The sequence below is a fragment of the Pseudomonas sp. GW456-E7 genome (assembly GCF_059424105.1).
Genome location: NZ_JBWKZB010000060.1, coordinates 13,074 through 30,414, shown reverse-complemented (window position 1 = coordinate 30,414; position 17,341 = coordinate 13,074). Strand labels below are relative to the sequence as shown.

At 51.6% G+C, this 17,341-nt stretch carries 15 protein-coding genes; 7 read left to right on the top strand and 8 right to left on the bottom strand.

Annotated elements, in window-relative coordinates; all coding sequences use genetic code 11:
• The first annotated feature begins 159 nt into the window (after nucleotides 1-159).
• From AC07YV_RS26780 to AC07YV_RS26770, 3 genes are all read left to right on the top strand, one after another.
• Entirely contained in the window at nucleotides 160-3,837 is a 3,678-nt protein-coding gene (locus tag AC07YV_RS26780) for an AAA domain-containing protein (RefSeq protein WP_158248464.1), read from the top strand.
• Nucleotides 3,824-5,674 (top strand): phospholipase D-like domain-containing protein, encoded by a 1,851-nt coding sequence (locus tag AC07YV_RS26775; protein WP_158248463.1) that lies wholly within the window; start codon nucleotides 3,824-3,826, stop codon nucleotides 5,672-5,674. The genes AC07YV_RS26780 and AC07YV_RS26775 overlap by 14 nt, the downstream gene beginning before the upstream one ends.
• A gap of 543 nt (nucleotides 5,675-6,217) precedes the next feature.
• The gene (locus AC07YV_RS26770) at nucleotides 6,218-6,529 is read left to right on the top strand and encodes a DUF3077 domain-containing protein (protein ID WP_102702203.1); all 312 of its coding nucleotides are present in this window, start codon (nucleotides 6,218-6,220) and stop codon (nucleotides 6,527-6,529) included.
• Between the two features lie 280 nt (nucleotides 6,530-6,809).
• Here AC07YV_RS26770 and AC07YV_RS26765 read toward each other — a convergent pair whose 3' ends face one another.
• The 7 genes from AC07YV_RS26765 to AC07YV_RS26735 all read right to left on the bottom strand — a co-directional run bounded on the left by AC07YV_RS26765 (nucleotide 6,810) and on the right by AC07YV_RS26735 (nucleotide 10,894).
• Nucleotides 6,810-7,178 (bottom strand): PH domain-containing protein, encoded by a 369-nt coding sequence (locus AC07YV_RS26765; RefSeq protein ID WP_102702202.1) that lies wholly within the window; start codon nucleotides 7,176-7,178, stop codon nucleotides 6,810-6,812.
• A 180-nt stretch (nucleotides 7,179-7,358) separates the two neighbouring features.
• A complete protein-coding gene (locus AC07YV_RS26760; RefSeq protein ID WP_173900860.1) occupies nucleotides 7,359-7,505 on the bottom strand; it encodes a hypothetical protein in 147 nt (48 codons plus the stop codon).
• A gap of 167 nt (nucleotides 7,506-7,672) precedes the next feature.
• On the bottom strand, nucleotides 7,673-8,044 hold the full coding sequence (locus AC07YV_RS26755; protein ID WP_146025411.1) for a hypothetical protein: 372 nt from the start codon (nucleotides 8,042-8,044) through the stop codon (nucleotides 7,673-7,675).
• Between the two features lie 531 nt (nucleotides 8,045-8,575).
• Nucleotides 8,576-8,962, bottom strand: a complete 387-nt coding sequence (locus AC07YV_RS26750; protein ID WP_102702199.1) for a hypothetical protein — start codon at nucleotides 8,960-8,962, stop codon at nucleotides 8,576-8,578.
• Nucleotides 8,963-9,034: 72 nt separating this feature from the next.
• Nucleotides 9,035-9,424 carry a hypothetical protein gene (locus AC07YV_RS26745; RefSeq protein WP_102702198.1) on the bottom strand — a complete coding sequence of 130 codons (390 nt, stop codon included), beginning with the start codon at nucleotides 9,422-9,424 and terminating at the stop codon, nucleotides 9,035-9,037.
• The gene (locus AC07YV_RS26740; RefSeq protein ID WP_102702197.1) at nucleotides 9,421-10,398 is read right to left on the bottom strand and encodes a hypothetical protein; all 978 of its coding nucleotides are present in this window, start codon (nucleotides 10,396-10,398) and stop codon (nucleotides 9,421-9,423) included. The genes AC07YV_RS26745 and AC07YV_RS26740 overlap by 4 nt, the downstream gene beginning before the upstream one ends.
• Nucleotides 10,399-10,405: 7 nt before the next feature.
• Nucleotides 10,406-10,894 carry an Hcp family type VI secretion system effector gene (locus AC07YV_RS26735; RefSeq protein ID WP_102702196.1) on the bottom strand — a complete coding sequence of 163 codons (489 nt, stop codon included), beginning with the start codon at nucleotides 10,892-10,894 and terminating at the stop codon, nucleotides 10,406-10,408.
• 648 nt (nucleotides 10,895-11,542) lie between these two features.
• Here AC07YV_RS26735 and AC07YV_RS26730 point away from each other — a divergent pair.
• Genes AC07YV_RS26730 through AC07YV_RS26715 form a run of 4 tightly spaced genes read left to right on the top strand, consistent with a single transcriptional unit; the run spans nucleotide 11,543 to nucleotide 16,669 of the window.
• Nucleotides 11,543-12,019, top strand: coding sequence for a formate dehydrogenase subunit gamma (locus AC07YV_RS26730; RefSeq protein ID WP_007982711.1), 477 nt, complete (start codon nucleotides 11,543-11,545; stop codon nucleotides 12,017-12,019).
• Nucleotides 12,019-13,578: a formate dehydrogenase beta subunit gene (locus AC07YV_RS26725; protein ID WP_102702195.1), complete on the top strand. Its 1,560-nt coding sequence runs from the start codon at nucleotides 12,019-12,021 to the stop codon at nucleotides 13,576-13,578. The genes AC07YV_RS26730 and AC07YV_RS26725 overlap by 1 nt, the downstream gene beginning before the upstream one ends.
• Nucleotides 13,575-16,451: a formate dehydrogenase subunit alpha gene (gene fdhF / locus AC07YV_RS26720; RefSeq protein ID WP_102702194.1), complete on the top strand. Its 2,877-nt coding sequence runs from the start codon at nucleotides 13,575-13,577 to the stop codon at nucleotides 16,449-16,451. The genes AC07YV_RS26725 and fdhF overlap by 4 nt, the downstream gene beginning before the upstream one ends.
• On the top strand, nucleotides 16,448-16,669 hold the full coding sequence (locus tag AC07YV_RS26715; protein ID WP_095965789.1) for a formate dehydrogenase subunit delta: 222 nt from the start codon (nucleotides 16,448-16,450) through the stop codon (nucleotides 16,667-16,669). Before fdhF ends, AC07YV_RS26715 begins: the two co-directional genes overlap by 4 nt.
• Nucleotides 16,670-16,787: 118 nt before the next feature.
• Here the strand turns inward: AC07YV_RS26715 and AC07YV_RS26710 are convergent, their stop codons facing one another.
• Nucleotides 16,788-17,129, bottom strand: a complete 342-nt coding sequence (locus tag AC07YV_RS26710; RefSeq protein ID WP_102702193.1) for a potassium channel family protein — start codon at nucleotides 17,127-17,129, stop codon at nucleotides 16,788-16,790.
• Nucleotides 17,130-17,341 lie beyond the last annotated feature (212 nt).

Below are 17,341 nucleotides of genomic sequence, written 5' to 3'. Positions count from 1 at the left end.
CCCCCCCCCCCCCCCCCCCCCCCCCCCCCCCCCCCCCCCCCCTTAAATGCATCTTAATTTTTAGTAGGCCGACAACAATCCCTCAGCGCCCTAGTAGCACAAAGCTAGCATTTCGATATAGGATCAAATCTTTGAGCCATGGAATATAGGGGGCTGGTAATGCAAGAAATTTTTTCGATACCATTTTTCGCAAAATTCACAGATATAATACCCATAAGAGAATATGACTTTGAACATGGGAACCCCGGCCTTCTAGGAGCAGAAATAGAGGGAAAACAAGTAATAATCAAATACTGGCTCAACCGCCATCAAGATAAAACTGAAATACTAAAAGAAATATGGCTGTACGAAAAAAGACAACTTCAACGACTCAAAGGTTGCCCAGGAGTAGGAGATTACATTTCTCCAATACATGAATCACACGCGGATGAGCATGGATTTTACTTAGTTTTAGATAGTGGGTCACGCCTCCCCCTTTCGCTCTACTACGAAACTACATCAAGGACTTTACATCTACAGCGCCCTTGGATTTTCAATCTAAGACCAATATCAAATCGATTGAAATTCTGGAGAAATATCAGCCGGATCATATCTGCAATTAGCATCCTGCATTCTCAAGGCCTTCTGCATAGACACTTAAACATTGACTCAATACTTACCGATCCTACTAGTGATTTAGATTTTCAACTTACAGGTTTCGAGTGGTCAATTCGTGTTCAGCGGATGTCTGAATCTAATAAAACGAGAAATTCATCTACCGACATTAATAGGAAACACTTTTCTTTTCTTACTGACTGGATGGACCTTGGCTTTCTGATCGCCAAAATACTGAAAATCGATCCAGAAGAAATATCAAACACATACCATCCAATCGACAAAATCATCGAAAAAACCGACCTGACAATAAATGAGATAGTTCTAATACGGGGCCTAATTGGCGCTATCGACATTGATAAAAGTGCATCAAGCAAGGTAATAAACTCCGACATAGCACTAAAAAAAACAAAAGATATAATTACAGAGCTGAGCAACCTCCTTGGAAAAAGCCCTGACCCACTGGCTATAGCCTTCCTATTTAACACATCTTCTACCAAAGGGCAGAATAGCTCTGGAAAAACATCAGTATTTAATGCCGTACAGCATATTTTCTTTGAAAATCATTCCATTTCTCTCTCAGAGGCAGACATATCCGAGCTTCTAGACTTCATTAGCCAAGATCTTGCGAGCTCAAGCTTAACAAAAATAACTCAAAATAACGGTGACATTGAATACTTGCTGATCGGCTCTCAACTTTCCTACATAATTGGAAAGAACAAAAGCAGTCGATTGGACCCTGAGGGAAGCTGGAATACAGCTTTTTGCCATTCAGCATACTTAACTCCCCCCATTAAACTCGGGCAGCGAAATCAAAGAATTCAGATCCACAGACACATTAAATGTGTTGTACATACAAATAGAATTGAGTTAGAAAGACTAAACCCCTCCCCGTGGAACGAGTATATTGATACTCTTGACTCTCCAGCGACTAAAGATGATATCGCAAAAGATCTAACAACAGGTTTTGCTGCCTATCATCTTACTGAAATTGCCTTCGCCAAAGCTGAAATTTATCCAATTGAGGTCCTGTCATACACGATCGATTCCGACGATCCCTCCCTGTACAACGTAAAGCTGCGCACTCGAATTGATCCGGAAGCAGAAACAGTATCCCAAAGTTTATCTATAAAAAGTCCGGCTGTAAGATTAAAACAGATTTTTACAGCCAGCGGCGAGTATTCACGATGGTTTTTCCTAAGTAATTCAAATTTTAACGACGAGGATCACGAGGTTGTACTCGATTATTTATCTACTCAACAAAACAATGGCGAGATCATCTATGAGTTCACAACAAACACTCCAAATCCAGACAATAAAACTCCATTCATAATCACAAGCTCCACTCAAGGGACCATTAGCCAACTCAGCAGACGAGCTGCGGCAATTGATGCCTTAAGCCACCATGACGAGCTTATAGAACTACTAAAATCTCCCCACAGAAGGATCATGAACTCTAACGAAAGCGTTACTCTACACGACTCATTCAACCAGTTAGACAGCTCAAAAAGAGACGTTTTTCAGAAAGTATTAAGCACTCTACCTCTATACCTTGTTCAAGGCCCCCCTGGGGTTGGTAAAACTTACTTAGTTACCACGTTGGTGCAGCAAGTTTTTTCGAGCGAAGCTAACAGCCGATTGCTTCTGACAGCACAAAGTCACTCAACAGTTCACCACCTTTTCAATGAAGTTAATAAAGCTCTAAAGCAAGACAACACCCAAGAAAACCCTCTCTTGATTATAAGCTGCGTCAAAAATGGTTCACCGGAAGACGATGCCGATCCGAACCTTAAAGTAGACGAATTAGCGAAGGAGCAGATCAGCAACCTTATCACAAGCCCTCTCTTCCAGAACTGCCCATCAGAGAGCACAAAAAATGGAGTAATTGGACTCAGTGCACCAGGAAATCGATCAGGGCGCAACACATTAGTCAACCAACTTCTTAAATCAGCAAACCTAGTATTCGCCACGACCAACTCAAAACAAGTTGAAGATCTTATAAAATCCAACTCTCAATTCGATTGGTCGATTATGGAGGAAACAGGAAAAGTCACCGGCTTAGAACTATTAAGCCCCATGCTGCTATCGCACAGACGTTTGATGATTGGCGATCACAAGCAACTCCCGCCATATGCTTCAGAAGTTATGAGAAAGGCATTAGGAAATGTGAACAGTCTTAAAAAATCCCTGCAATTCTCGCAGGAAATTTATAACAACAACATAAAAGGTGAGTTTGTAAAAAACAAATTAAATCAAGAATCTGTCGATAATTTTTCCGAACAAGATCTTGAAGATATTTGCAGGGAAGCTCTACGTCTACACTTGCTATTCGAAAACCTGATAAACGAAGAAGAAATCACTCTAAAGAGATCGAAAGATCATTATGGCCATGAGGGCCGACATAAACCTATCGCAAGTATGTTAGAAATACAGCACAGGATGCATCCGATAATTGCGGAGGTTGTATCGGATGTATTCTACAAACACAAATTGAATACTTCTGATGAGAAAAAAGAATTTTATACAGAGCATAATAAGCCCTTCTACTTTGAAACCGCGGATTTTGAGGAGATAAATAGTGCCCCCATCGTATGGATTGAAACCCCCGATGTACAGGCTCACCAAGGGGTAAAGTCGGGAGATAGAAAGCCACAATGGAACAATCCATTTGAAGTTGACGCCGTAGTAAACTTACTTAAACTCCTGCGTAAAAAACCGAACATTCAAAAACCACCGAAACTAGCCTTACTATCTCCCTATAACAAGCAGATTGAAAGAATTTCAACAATGCTTGATAGAGAAAGCCAGATACTCCTAAATCTCCGCGACTTTTCAAAACCTGACGATTCGTCTTCATTCTGCAGTACAGTCGACGCCTTTCAAGGAGCGGAAGCAGACTTAACTATTATTTCGTTGGTTCGAAATAATAGTGACTCCTATCCTCTAAGTGCACTGGGAATCCTGCTAGATAGCAGACGCATGAACGTTTTACTCAGCCGTGCGAAGCATCAACTAATCATAGTCGGCTCATATGAATTTTTAAAACACTGGGCAAAAAAAATTCAACTTGAAGAAGTAAGCAAAGGAAACACAAGAAACGAGTTCCTTGTCACGCTGATTTCAAAGCTTGAAAACCTCAAATCATCCAAACACGCTGCATTTATAAACTCAGATAAATTCAAAGTTACTTCAGCCGCGAATGAGCCAAAAAGAGCTAGGAAGAAAGATCATGACCAAAACTGAGAATCGTCAAAAAATATTTGTCAAAGTTCCTTTCGGCTTTGGAACTTTTCGATTAAAAATTTCACGTTCTCAGAAATGGGGCGCCATAGACTTAATGATACTGATTTCCTTAATTGGAAGTCCAAAAACCTCTCAACAACTGTCCAGCGAGTCATGTTTGCCAAGGCAGCTTATAGTTGAAATCTTAATACCACTGATGAAAGCAGGGTGGATAGAGATAGTAAATTCTGATAATGAGTTTTTATTCGCACTTACAGAGCGAGGAATGGCCGTCTCGGGAAATGAAGAACTCCCTTCAAATCAGGTACCCATGAGTGTGGTTCGGAGCTTTTTAATTGACCCATTAACCGGTGATTGCTATAGATTTGAAAAGAAAAAAAGAAAACAAAACTATTTAATATACAAAGCTGGCAAAGCGACGAGCTTGGCGAAGCAGTATGGAAGCCACTGCGTGGAGTTGAAAATAACACACCCTAAATTTTCGCCAAAACTCACCGAAATACTTAATTGCCTGCCTAATGAGAATGAGGAAATAGTAGGCATTGAAGATGAATACATTAAAGAGAACTTTAGCGACTCCCTCAGATACATGCTTGCATGCGTAGACTACGAAGATCAAGTATCGGGAATCCCTGACATCTCGACGGACTTAAGAGGCGCCATTATTGAGGCGGCTACAAACCAAAGAAAAATATTAGCCGAAAGCACTAGCACTTCAAACAGCCTGCGTCACAAGGGAAAGGTTTTCGAAGTGGACTCTCTAGAACGTCATTTTAAAGCACGCGAGGTAGACATCGAGAGAGTAAACATTATATCAGGAGGCGAAGAACATCGGGAACACCTATATAACAGCATTAGAAATTCACACACACGACTAATCATACACTCTACATTTATAAACCCGTCTATTATTGAACAAATCTTTGTCGAGCTCCTTGAATCTGGCAAAAAAAGAGTAAAAGTGGACATTTTGTGGGGACAGACAGAACCTGGTGAAGCGAACAAAGTTCAGCAGTACAACGAGTTAGTACATGCAATAGAAAAATTTCAGCAGCGGATAAATACAGAGGGACTTTCAACACAAATAAATTTTCACACGACTCCAACTGGCTCGCACTCAAAATTCATAATAACCGACGATGCAGATGGTTCGTGGAATTTAACAGTGGGATCATGTAACTGGCTATCGAGTGCCTTTAATAGATTTGAAGCCTCCGTGCAAATCAGAGACTCCCTCTTAGTTTCGGACTGCCTAAATATCGCATCAGACTTAGCCACTGGACGATATGGAGTTCCTAACATATTAAGTAGAGATCTTGCCATGGAGGCATCTCGTATTTACAAATCCGCTGAGAGCGGTCTGCCTTCCGGAAGGAGCAGCGTTGAGGCTCAGATCCTCACATCTGCAGAACATCATGCCGCAATAAAGCAAGCAAGCGAAAGCGTTGTTGATAATTTTTTCATATGCAGCCACAGGTTTAGTTTCGCTGCGGAACGCCCTATTTTAACCCCGCTAATTGCGGCAAAAAAAGCAAACCCTGACTTATCCATTCGGGTCGCTTACGGGCGTTCTAGTGGCGCAATGAAAAACAAGGACGCCAAGTCTGTCAACGAAGAACTGCAAGATTTAGGATTTAAAATAAAAAAGGCGGACGATCCACAAATCCATGCAAAATTCGTAGTCTGGGATGATACGAACCTAATAGTAAGTAGCCTGAATTGGTTATCAGCTTCCTCAAAAGGGCATGATTTTGGCGAGCTCGGCGTATACTTAAGAGGCGCGAATTTTGGAGACAAACTTATGAATTCATTTAATCAACTCTACGAAAACGCATAGCCCTTAATTAATTACGACTGCAATTAAACCTTAAGCATTTGCAAACATTTCTTAGTCCTTTGCAATAACTTACATACGAGGCAGGCCCTGAGGCCTGCCATTTTTTTGCCTCTGCCTCTGCCTCTGCCTCTGCCTAAATAGCTTCGCTTCTTAGATTCCCAACTCTCCAAGGTTGCAGGACAAGGCTCTGCACGATACCCTCCCACCGTCGCTGCCAATTCAGCGACCGGGTGTGGAAACCCGTGTAATTCAAGGCGCAACAGCGCCCCCATCACGTCTGCCGGCGCTTTTTTTATGCCTGCGGCGTGAGTTATGGCGGCTGTGCGTGGGACGTCTTCGGGCGTGCCGGTTTCCTTGATTCCCGGTTTTCCACCCTGCGCACAGCTGTCACCCATTCGTGTGGAAACGAACGTGGCAGCTCCTCATATCAAGGAGTTGGATAATGCGCAGTATCAATCCGTTTGAAATTTGGCTTTTATCTCTATGCGGTTCCCAATCGCGTGACGCCCTGCCCCATTGCCTCTCCATCCTCGGAGGTTGCCAATGACTGAACAAAATGAACTTAAAACCATCGGCCTGACACCCGCGATCTACTGTGCGGATCAAGCGCTGTTTCATGTCACTCGCGGCGTTCCTCTCGGCGATGCGTTGTCCATGGCGTCCGATTTTCTGTTCCTGGCCAAAACGCTCACTGAAGATGCCGCTTATGCCAGAGATACCGACCGTCACGCCTGGGCGGCGCATTATCTGACTTCGATGAGCAAGGCGTTGGTGGATGATGCGGTGAAGGTGCTGACGCGGGATCGGGTTTGTGTGCCGGTATCCAATAAGGCGGGAGAGAAAGCTGAGGCTTAGTGTTTGGGCCTGTGGGGTGTGGGTTGTTTGCGATGGTGGTAGCTGATCCAGCATTTGTGTTGGCTGGGCTGGCGCTATCGCGGGCAAGCCCACTCCCACAGGGGTTGTGGTGAGTGGCAGGCATTGGTTGGCCCTGGTGTGTGAGCGGGTTTGCGGTGCATCTCAGCATTGAGGGCGGTTGGGCTGGCGCTATCGCCAGCAGGGCTAGCTCCCACAGGGGGATGCGCATCAGCAGGGAGTGCGCGTCAGCCCTGGGTTTCGGGGTTTCGATTAGAGCGGGTCAGAGCAAGTGTTGGGAGATCAGTTTTGAGATTTCTACCATGGACGTCTTGCCGGTGAATTCAAACTTCACCTTGCCCAGGGACGAGAAGTAGATCTCCAGTTCCGAATCCAGGTCGAAGGTGCCGGAGGTTTCTACCGAGTAGGCGACGATGTTTTTGTAGGGCAGCGATGTGAAGTCTTTTTTGCTGCCGGTGATGCCTTGGACATTGACGGCGATGATGCGTTTGTTGGTGAACACTACGCCATCGCGCATGGATTTGTAGGCGTCGATCACTTGCTCGCCGTCCAGCAGCAGCGCACTGACGCGTTCTGCGTACTCTTCGTTTTGCTTGAGTTTAAAGAAGCCTTTGTTGTTGAAATCAATCATCTGCTTTTCCCTGTTTTCTGACTGTGAGTTCGGCTGATCGTGACTTACCTGGGCATCGGGGTGAATCAAGACAGGGAAATCTCCCACAAGCCCTACAGAAAACGGCGACGAAAATTGTGACAGGGTGAAACCGGGGCACCACGCGCCCCGGTCAAACGCCCTACCCGTCACGCTTTCCCGTCAGAAATGCACCTTCAGCAAGAGACTCAGCGCATTCTGGTCTGTTTCAAATCCTGAAGTGTCTTCAATCCCGTATTTATTCCACCAGTAATCCCACTCGATCCCCGCATAAAACTGCTTCTGCCGTTGCCCCAGCGCCTTGCCCACGTCGTATTTGATCTGTGCACCAAAGGGGACTGCACCAAAGGGGACAGATTTATTTCTCTTGCGGAACAAAAAGAGCCGAAAAATACGTCCCCTTTTCCATTAAATCCAGTGATGCTGTGCTGATCCAAGCAAGGCCAGCCCGAGGAAAATTGACTCAAAAACACGCTTTAGGACCAAACGACATAAAGCGAATAAAGAAAAATGGCAAAAAAGAATACGCCACCAGTGATCCACGGCGCTAACAACTTTCTCTTGAGATGAAGCGGTAAATTCTCCAACTCATTCCCTTCGATAAGACCTCGTCTCTCGCAAAACTTAGGAATCAAAAACATTAAAGCAATGGAACAACTTCTAACAACTGTGCCTAGCAATCCTAAGCCTGACAAACCCTCTCGATTATTCGCTACAAATTTACTTCTTCCGAGATGCTTTTCAATTCGTTCGCTAAGCAGGTACGAGGATGCAAATATCCAGCAAAGCGAAAGAAATAGCCCTATCATTACAACTAGCCCAGCATACGCCAGAGTTAGTTCACTCATCACCCCCCCTTAATAAATCTCCCAACAGCCAATCCAGTAGCAACAACAATAAAATCAAACGACCAAAAGCCAAAAAATGAACATTGCGAACAGCAAGAACACACCAACAATCCACGGCACCAACAACTTCCATTTCAGATGCACCGGCAAATTTAGTAGCTCACCTTTGTCTATTAGGCCGCGTCTCTCACAGAGCTCAGGAAACAAAAACATAAATGCTATCGAGCCATTCCTGACCGCTTTGCCAAGCAATCCCAAACCAGATAAAGACTTGCGATTACCTGCTACAAACTTACTCCTACCCAAGTAACTCTCTATTAATTCCGTAAATATATAAGAGAACACATATATCCAGCAAGTGACCACCAGAGAGGAAAAAATTATGAATATTGCGACACCTGCCAAAGCAATATCACTCATTAGGACAATGACTCATAAATTATTATATCCGACCATCTTGCATACGATACGACAGAAATTGATAACGATAGGGGATTTCATCTTCAGCCATTCCCTGGCAGCATATGCCCGTCACTCATCCAACTCACTTAATATCTTCACAAAGACCCCAAAAATAATAAAAACAAGACTTAATAGCCAGCACAACCCCCACGAGATAACTAGTATTCTTTTTAAAACCTTAGGAAATTTTTCGACTTCAGCAGCATTGACGATACCTCGTCTCGCGGAAATCCCCGGCATAATCAAAACCATAGTGAGAACCCCACTACGCATAATTTTCCCAACAACCCCTATATTAGAAAATGCGGCTTTGTTAACGCTCACAAAATGACAATTACACAACAACGCTTCCGCTTTTTCGGTGTAAACTCGCACAATATAAATCAACCATACCACCACAAGCAAAAGTGACCCAAGAATTACTAAGAATACAAGCCCGACATGGACATCTTTCATTGCGCGTTTTCTTATAAGTAAATACAGCAATCAAAGAACATCTTTATTTTCATTCACCAAATATGGCAGCTCCTATACACCCGCCGATTGATCAACATACTCAATGTAAAACCCTAGAATCATAAGAGCACTAGTAAACAGGAAACACAACATCCAAGAAACAACCAGAATTCGCTTTAATCTTTTTGGAAACTCTTTGACCTCACTCACATTAACAAGTCCTCTTTTGGCCAAAAGATCTGGACTTATCAACACCAAAGTAATGAAGCCATTGCGCATAGCTTTTCCCAATAAGCCAGCTTGATCAAATGCTTTCAAATTAGCTTTTACAAAACCACTGTTCGACAGCAGTGCTTCTGCTTTCTCCGTATAAGCATGAACCATATAAATTAGCCACAGGAGGATAATTATCAGTGGAAAACCTATGAAGAGTCCAAGAAGTCCCAAAGGAATCGAACTCATTGCGTCAATTCTCTATACATAAACTCACCGACTTTTTCACCTGCTGCGCCCCCGAGCTTTTCGCCTTGCTTACCTCCCACAACCCCTCCTATTACGCTGCACACCAGTGCGCCACCCCCTCCAGTAGCCAAACCCAATATCGCTATACATCCGTAAGACGCCGCGAGCCCGCCAAGTACTCCCCCACCGCTGCCACCAGCCAAACTAAGAACCAGTGAAGACCCCTCAACATACTTCGCCTTCGTACACTCATCCTCCCGCCCCAACGTACATGCCTGCTTGATCTTCAGCCCGGCAGAGGCAACACTCAGGGCAGTACCGATGTAGACTCCTCGCTTGATCAGCTTCGCCGCCCTGGCCACGCCACTGACCTTCTGCGCATATCCGGCAATCTCTCCAGTACTCATGTAACTCTTGGTCGAAATCCCCAGCATTCGTTTTATCGAACCTTGGGAACGAAGCCCCGAGCCGTAGGAGGCTACATTGCCCAATTGTTTTTCCAGCTTGACGAACAACCTGGCGCGTTCGCTGTAGAACCTGTCTCTGGCGGCAATAGATCCGCTGCGCAGATAGTTTTCATGGGCCTGCTCGATCTCCTCTAGCGTGGCCTTGATCGCGGCCATGTATTTGCTCCACCCATCACTGACGGCCCCGGCGCCGATAGCGCCATAGTCGAGTACCTCCTGCAGCAGTTCGAAGTTGTCGAGAAAGAAGTCGTCGGCGTCGACTTGATTAGTCAGCAGGGCGAGGTGAATTTCCCTGGCTTTGGTCATCAAGTACGCCTCTTGATGGGTACTGGATGCGGTCGTTACATCACCGATGATCACTAACTCGCCTGCCAACACCACAGTGTTGGCGATATGGCTGTTGAGTGCATCAAATTTGCTTCTTGCAATGCCGGTTAGTCGCAGTTCGGCCTTGAGGGATTCAAAAGACTGGGTTCGGGAGTTGATAAACGCTAAAGGCTCTGTCATCTGTGCCTCACGAATATCTTTTATTGCCGATGCGATCCCAGCCGCCCGCGATGTTACCGCCGCCGGCACCATCACTGCGTTTTTGCTGGGTGTACACGGTTTTGATGCGGCCATAGTTCAGTTGCACGATTTCAATTGGAACGCCGGCTGCGGCATTTTGAGTGTAGTCGGCGATGATGACTTCCTCGAGCACGATCTCGTAGTACTTGAGCTTGTCGGTACCCGCCCGGCTCAGCACCAGGGTGACTTCTTTCAGGTGCTCACCGGCGCAACTGGCTTCCATCAGTTTGCAACTGGATTTGTCCAGCGTTTTGGTAAAAGTGAAATGACTCAGGGTAGTCCGGCCGGCGGTAGCGCCACCGGCAGAGCTGGCGGTGGCTGAGGTGCTTTGATAGGTGCTAAAGCTGTAGCCACTCACTTCGATCCAGTTGCGGTATTTTTCGTCCAGCGCTTCGCCTGGAATACCTTCGATTTTGATAAAAGCATCAAACGCCATGAGACCGCTCCTTGGCAGGGTGGATTGTCTGGTTTTTAAAGGACCAGGAAATCTACGCCGCTCGGAATCAGCGATGACTCATTCAGCCATCGCAAAAAAAACAGAATCAGATGTTTCCGACTCTGTTTCGGCAGTCGGATGTAGGACGTTTCCACGCAGTAGGCATTGGAGGTGGGTTGTGGGGCGTCGTCAGCTTTGATGGTGGTTGGGCTGGCGCTTTCGCGAGCAGGCTCGCTCCCACAGGGGTAGCGGCATGCGTCAGCGCATCTGCTTCGTAGAATTGCCCACGGTTCTGATGCTTCTTCTCACTTGAAATGCTTGTTATACATCAGCCATCGACAAGCCCTTTGGGCATTAGGCCAGTGCGTGAACGCCCCTTGCGGCACTCATCTAGACTTAATGGATAGTCGTAGGCAGAACCGAGCACGTCGCTTTGGTGCAGGTCGATCAATAGCGGCGTGGCAAGCTGCCTTTTATGCCCAGTAGAGGTGCGACGAAGATCGTGCCGGGCACAACAAGATGCCCGCTCAGGGTGCCCTGGCCAACGGCCAAATTGCCACGATACCGTGACGTGGTGTGAGTGCCGCAGCCGACACTTTCGGACGACCGACGACCTTCTGGTTTGTCCGTGACCGTGAGGATTGCTGAATGCCTGATGAGATGTTGCACCTGCCTGTGGTCAACAGTTTGCTGGAGCGCCACAAGGGCTCTGCGGGTGCGCTGTTGCCCATTCTTCATGATATTCAGGAGCGCATTGGGTACATCCCCGATGTCGCCGTCCCCGAGATTGCCCATGCCCTGAACCTGAGCCAGGCCGAGGTTCGCGGGGTGATCAGTTTTTACCATGACTTCCGTACTGCGCCGCCTGCGCGGCATATCCTGCGGCTGTGCCGCGCCGAGTCGTGCAAGAGCCGTGGCGCCGAGCAGTTGGCGGCGCAGTTGCGTGAGCGTCTGCAACTGGATGACCACGGTAGTAGCGCCGATGGCAGCATCAGTTTGCGGCCGGTGTATTGCCTGGGTGCCTGTGCCTGTTCGCCGGCTCTGGAGCTGGATGGCCGGGTGCATGCGCGGCTCAGTGCCGAGCGTCTGGATGCCCTGCTCGATGCTTGCCGGGAGGACGCGTGATGCCGACTCTTTATCTGCCCTGTGATTCGCTAGCCCGTGCTGTGGGTGCCGACGAGGTCTCCACGGCCCTGATCACTCAAGCCAAGGAGCGCAATCTGCCGCTGGAGCTGCAGCGCACCAGTTCGCGCGGGCTGTATTGGCTGGAACCGCTGCTGGAGGTGGATAGCCCGCAAGGTCGTATTGGATTCGGTCCGTTGACCGCTGCCGATGTGCCGTCCGTGCTTGATGCGTTGCAAGGCGAGCCGTCTGCCCATCCACTGGCCTTGGGCCTGGTGGAAGAATTGCCTTATCTGAAGACTCAACAACGCCTGCTGTTCGCCCGCGCCGGGATCACCCGGCCGCTGTCGCTGGACGATTACCGGGCCCACGGTGGTTTCGAAGGTTTGAACAGGGCCGTCACCCTTGGCGGTGAGCAGACCGCGACGGCGGTGTTCGATTCAGGCCTGCGTGGCCGTGGCGGCGCGGCCTTCCCCGCCGGGATCAAATGGCGCACGGTGCGTGCGACCGAAGCGGCGCAAAAGTACATCGTGTGCAACGCCGACGAAGGCGACTCCGGCACTTTCGCCGACCGTATGTTGATGGAAGGCGACCCCTTCCTGCTGATCGAAGGCATGGCCATTGCCGGCCTCTGCGTCGGCGCCACCTACGGCTACATCTATGTGCGCTCGGAATATCCGGACGCCGTGGCCACCCTGCGCAACGCGCTGCAGATTGCCCGGGAGAACGGTTACCTCGGCGCCAATGTCGGCGGCAGCGGTCAGGCCTTCGATATGGAAGTGCGTGTCGGTGCCGGTGCGTACATCTGCGGTGAGGAAACCGCGCTACTGGACTCTCTGGAAGGCAAGCGCGGGATCGTCCGCGCCAAGCCACCGATTCCGGCGTTGAAGGGACTGTTCGGCCAGCCGACCCTGGTGCACAACGTGCTGACCCTGGCCTCGGTGCCGCTGATTCTGGCCAAGGGCGCGCAGTTCTATCGCGATTACGGCATGGGCCGCTCCCTGGGCACCATGCCCTTCCAATTGGCGGGCAATATTCGTCAGGGCGGGCTGGTGGAACGGGCCTTTGGCCTGACCCTGCGGGAACTGGTGGAAGACTACGGCGGAGGGACCGCCAGTGGCCGGCCGCTAAAGGCTGCGCAGGTGGGCGGCCCGCTCGGCGCCTGGGTGCCGCCGTCGCAATTCGACACGCCGCTGGATTACGAGGCCTTCGCCGCCATCGGCGCGATGCTCGGTCACGGTGGTGTGGTGGTGGCGGACGACACCTTGGACATGGCCCATATGGCGCGTTTCGCGATGGAGTTCTGCGCCGAGGAATCCTGTGGCAAATGCACGCCGTGCCGCATCGGCTCGACCCGTGGCGTCGAGGTGATCGACCGCCTGCTGGCAGCGCCGGACGCGAGCGGTCGCGATGAGCAGGTGATCATCCTCAAGGACCTGTGCGACACCCTGCAATACGGTTCGCTGTGCGCGTTGGGCGGCATGGTTTCCTTTCCGGTCGCCAGCGCCCTCAAGCACTTCCCCGCCGACTTCGGCTTGCAGCCCTCGGAGGCCGAGCAATGATTACTCTCTTCGACCCGAACACCGATATCGACCTCGGCACTCCTGCCCGTGAGAGCCAGGTGCAAGTCACCCTGAGCATCGACGGCCGCAGCATCAGCGTGCCCGAAGGCACTTCGGTGATGCGCGCCGCCGCGCTGCTGGGCACCACCATTCCGAAACTCTGTGCCACCGACAGCCTGGAAGCCTTCGGCTCTTGCCGCATGTGCCTGGTGGAGATCGATGGCATGCGCGGCTACCCGGCGTCCTGCACCACGCCGGTCACTGAAGGCATGACCGTACACACCCAGACGCCGAAGCTCGCGACCCTGCGCCGCAACGTCATGGAGCTGTACATCTCCGATCACCCGCTGGACTGCCTGACCTGCTCGGCCAACGGCAACTGCGAGCTGCAAACCGTGGCCGGTCAGGTCGGCCTACGGGAGGTGCGTTACGGCTATGAAGGCGACAACCATCTGGCCGATGTGAAGGACACCTCCAACCCCTATTTCGACTACGACCCGAGCAAGTGCATCGTCTGCAACCGCTGCGTGCGCGCTTGCGAAGAAACCCAGGGCACCTTTGCCCTGACCATTACCGGGCGCGGTTTTGAATCCCGGGTGGCCGCTGCCGGTGGGGATAACTTCCTCGATTCGGAATGCGTGTCCTGCGGCGCCTGTGTGCAAGCCTGCCCGACCGCGACTTTGATGGAAAAAAGCGTGGTCGAACTCGGTCAGCCGGAACGCAGCGTGATCACCACCTGTGCCTATTGCGGCGTGGGCTGCTCGTTCCGCGCCGAGATGAAAGGCGACCAGCTGGTGCGCATGGTTCCGGACAAGAACGGCCAGGCCAACCACGGCCACTCTTGCGTCAAGGGGCGCTTTGCCTGGGGCTACGCCACCCACCCGGATCGCATCACCAAGCCGATGATCCGCAAGCACATCAACGACCCGTGGCAGGAAGTCAGCTGGGATGAAGCGGTGACCTACGCCGCCAGCGAATTCCGTCGGTTGCAGCAGAAATACGGCCGCGACTCCATTGGTGGCATCACCTCCAGCCGCTGCACCAACGAAGAAACCTATCTGGTGCAAAAACTGGTGCGCGCGGCCTTCGGCAACAACAACGTCGACACCTGCGCGCGGGTCTGCCACTCGCCGACCGGCTATGGCTTGAAGCAAACCCTTGGCGAGTCCGCCGGTACCCAGAGTTTCGATTCGGTGATGCAGGCCGACGTGATCCTGGTGATGGGCGCCAACCCCAGCGACGCCCACCCGGTGTTCGCCTCCCAGCTCAAACGCCGCCTGCGTGAAGGCGCGCGGCTGATCGTCATCGACCCACGACGCATTGATCTGGTGGACTCGGTGCACGCCCGCGCCGAATACCATTTGGCCCTGCGCCCGGGCACTAACGTCGCCATGCTCAACGCGTTGGCCCATGTCATCGTCACTGAAGGGTTGCTCAATCAGGCCTTTGTCGACGCCCGTTGCGAGGGCAGCGATTTCGCCAATTGGAGCGAGTTCGTCAGCCGTGCGGAGAACTCGCCGGAAGTGCTGGGTGCCATCTGCGGTGTGCCCGCTGCCGATATCCGTGCTGCGGCGCGTCTGTATGCCACGGGCGGCAATGCGGCGATCTACTACGGCCTCGGCGTCACCGAGCACAGCCAGGGCAGCACGGCGGTCATGGGCATCGCCAACCTCGCGATGGCCACAGGCAACATCGGCCGCGAAGGCGTGGGCGTGAACCCGTTGCGGGGGCAGAACAACGTTCAGGGTTCCTGCGACATGGGCTCTTTTCCCCACGAGTTGCCTGGCTACCGGCACATCTCCAACGAAGTGGTACGGGCGCAGTTTGAACAGGCGTGGAACGTCACCCTGCAACCCGACCCGGGCCTGCGCATCCCCAACATGTTCGAGTCGGCCCTGGCCGGCAGTTTCAAGGGTTTGTATTGCCAGGGCGAAGACATCGCCCAGAGCGATCCGAATACCCAGCATGTCACCGCCGCTTTGTCGGCGATGGAATGCGTGGTGGTGCAGGATATTTTCCTCAACGAAACCGCCAAGTTCGCCCATGTGTTCCTGCCGGGCGCCTCGTTCCTGGAAAAAGACGGCACCTTCACCAACGCCGAGCGGCGTATTTCACGGGTGCGCAAGGTCATGGACCCGCTGGGCGGCAAGGCCGACTGGGAAGGCACCGTGGCCCTGGCCAATGCCCTGGGTTACCCGATGAACTACAAGCACCCATCGGAAATCATGGATGAAATCGCCAGCCTGACGCCGACTTTCACCAACGTCAGCTACGCCGAACTGGACCGCCACGGCAGCCTGCAATGGCCGTGCAACGCCGCGGCACCGGACGGTACGCCGACCATGCACATCGAGGAATTCGTGCGCGGCAAGGGGCGCTTCATGCTCACCGGCTACGTGCCCACCGAGGAGAAGGTCAACACTCGCTATCCGCTGCTGCTGACCACCGGGCGCATCCTCAGCCAGTACAACGTTGGTGCTCAAACCCGGCGAACCGAGAACGTCGCCTGGCACGACGAAGACCGCCTGGAAATCCACCCGACCGACGCCGAGAGCCGTGGCATCAACGAAGGTGACTGGGTCGGCATCGGCAGCCGCGCCGGGCAGACCGTGCTGCGTGCGCGGATCACCGAACGGGTCGCCCCGGGCGTGGTGTACACCACCTTCCACTTCCCGGAATCGGGGGCCAACGTGATCACCACCGACAACTCCGACTGGGCCACCAACTGTCCGGAGTACAAGGTCACAGCGGTGGAAGTCAGCCGCGTGTATCACCCGTCGGAGTGGCAAAAGCGCTTCCAGGAATTCACTGATGAGCAACATCGCCTGCTGAAGGAACGGCGGCATCCCGAGAAAGCCGAGGTGCGCAAATGAGTACGGACAATCTGATCAAGATGGCCAACCAGATCGCCCAGTACTTTGCCAGCCAGCCGGACCAGCAACAGGCGGTGCTCAGCGTGCGCAATCATCTGCAGATGTACTGGGCGCCGAGCATGCGCAAGGAATTGCTGGCCTGGCAGACGGAACATAAAGGGGCGGACCTGCACCCGCTGGTGCAGGCGGCGGTGAGTGGGGCGGGTTGGGGGGCTTAGGTTCAACCTGCTGGCTGAACCCCTGTAGGAGCGAGCTTGCTCGCGAAAAACTCAAGGACACCGCGTTTATCCAGGATTTACGCGTTATCGTTGACGACCATCGCGAGCAAGCTCGCTCCTACACATCCTTCCGTGACGCCGTCACCGTCACTTCAATCGCCCGGACACTGATCGCCGCAAACGTCGCCGTCATCAGTACCCCATTGAATCCCAGCAGGATCGCCAGCACCCGTGACACGCCCAGTTTGGGCACCAGTTCTCCGTAGCCGATGGTCAGGCCGGTCACGAAGGCGAAGTAGACGCCGTCATACGGGCTCCACCCTTCCAGGTGGGCGATGATGAGGCCGAACGCAATGATCACCAGCAGCAGTATCGAGAAGATCGGCCACACCACTTTGAAGTAGAACCAGACGGCCTTGTAGAACTCGTGGCGGACGTTTGATGCACGGGCAAGGTTCATGTCGTGGGCTTCCTGGGGTTTGACTGATGCACAGCGGTTCAATACCCCGTTCAGCTTGGCACAAGCGCTGAAAACTGCGACCAACGGGGCATCATCTCTAGCCAGGACTATGACAAAGATGACGCCCTCCGGACTATCCAAAAACCGCCCGGCGCCGGTGGATTCCTGTAGGAGCGAGCCTGCTCGCGATGGTCGTTAACGATTACGCGTGT

What these genes read in the sequence shown, in the direction of transcription:
- AC07YV_RS26780 (WP_158248464.1), top strand. Translation starts at nt 160, where the DNA reads ATGCAAGAAATTTTTTCGATACCATTTTTCGCAAAATTCACAGATATA.
- AC07YV_RS26775 (WP_158248463.1), top strand. Translation starts at nt 3,824, where the DNA reads ATGACCAAAACTGAGAATCGTCAAAAAATATTTGTCAAAGTTCCTTTC.
- AC07YV_RS26770 (WP_102702203.1), top strand. Translation starts at nt 6,218, where the DNA reads ATGACTGAACAAAATGAACTTAAAACCATCGGCCTGACACCCGCGATC.
- AC07YV_RS26765 (WP_102702202.1), bottom strand. Translation starts at nt 7,178, where the DNA reads ATGATTGATTTCAACAACAAAGGCTTCTTTAAACTCAAGCAAAACGAA.
- AC07YV_RS26755 (WP_146025411.1), bottom strand. Translation starts at nt 8,044, where the DNA reads ATGAGTGAACTAACTCTGGCGTATGCTGGGCTAGTTGTAATGATAGGG.
- AC07YV_RS26750 (WP_102702199.1), bottom strand. Translation starts at nt 8,962, where the DNA reads ATGAAAGATGTCCATGTCGGGCTTGTATTCTTAGTAATTCTTGGGTCA.
- AC07YV_RS26745 (WP_102702198.1), bottom strand. Translation starts at nt 9,424, where the DNA reads ATGAGTTCGATTCCTTTGGGACTTCTTGGACTCTTCATAGGTTTTCCA.
- AC07YV_RS26740 (WP_102702197.1), bottom strand. Translation starts at nt 10,398, where the DNA reads ATGACAGAGCCTTTAGCGTTTATCAACTCCCGAACCCAGTCTTTTGAA.
- AC07YV_RS26735 (WP_102702196.1), bottom strand. Translation starts at nt 10,894, where the DNA reads ATGGCGTTTGATGCTTTTATCAAAATCGAAGGTATTCCAGGCGAAGCG.
- AC07YV_RS26730 (WP_007982711.1), top strand. Translation starts at nt 11,543, where the DNA reads ATGCCTGATGAGATGTTGCACCTGCCTGTGGTCAACAGTTTGCTGGAG.
- AC07YV_RS26725 (WP_102702195.1), top strand. Translation starts at nt 12,019, where the DNA reads ATGCCGACTCTTTATCTGCCCTGTGATTCGCTAGCCCGTGCTGTGGGT.
- fdhF (WP_102702194.1), top strand. Translation starts at nt 13,575, where the DNA reads ATGATTACTCTCTTCGACCCGAACACCGATATCGACCTCGGCACTCCT.
- AC07YV_RS26715 (WP_095965789.1), top strand. Translation starts at nt 16,448, where the DNA reads ATGAGTACGGACAATCTGATCAAGATGGCCAACCAGATCGCCCAGTAC.
- AC07YV_RS26710 (WP_102702193.1), bottom strand. Translation starts at nt 17,129, where the DNA reads ATGAACCTTGCCCGTGCATCAAACGTCCGCCACGAGTTCTACAAGGCC.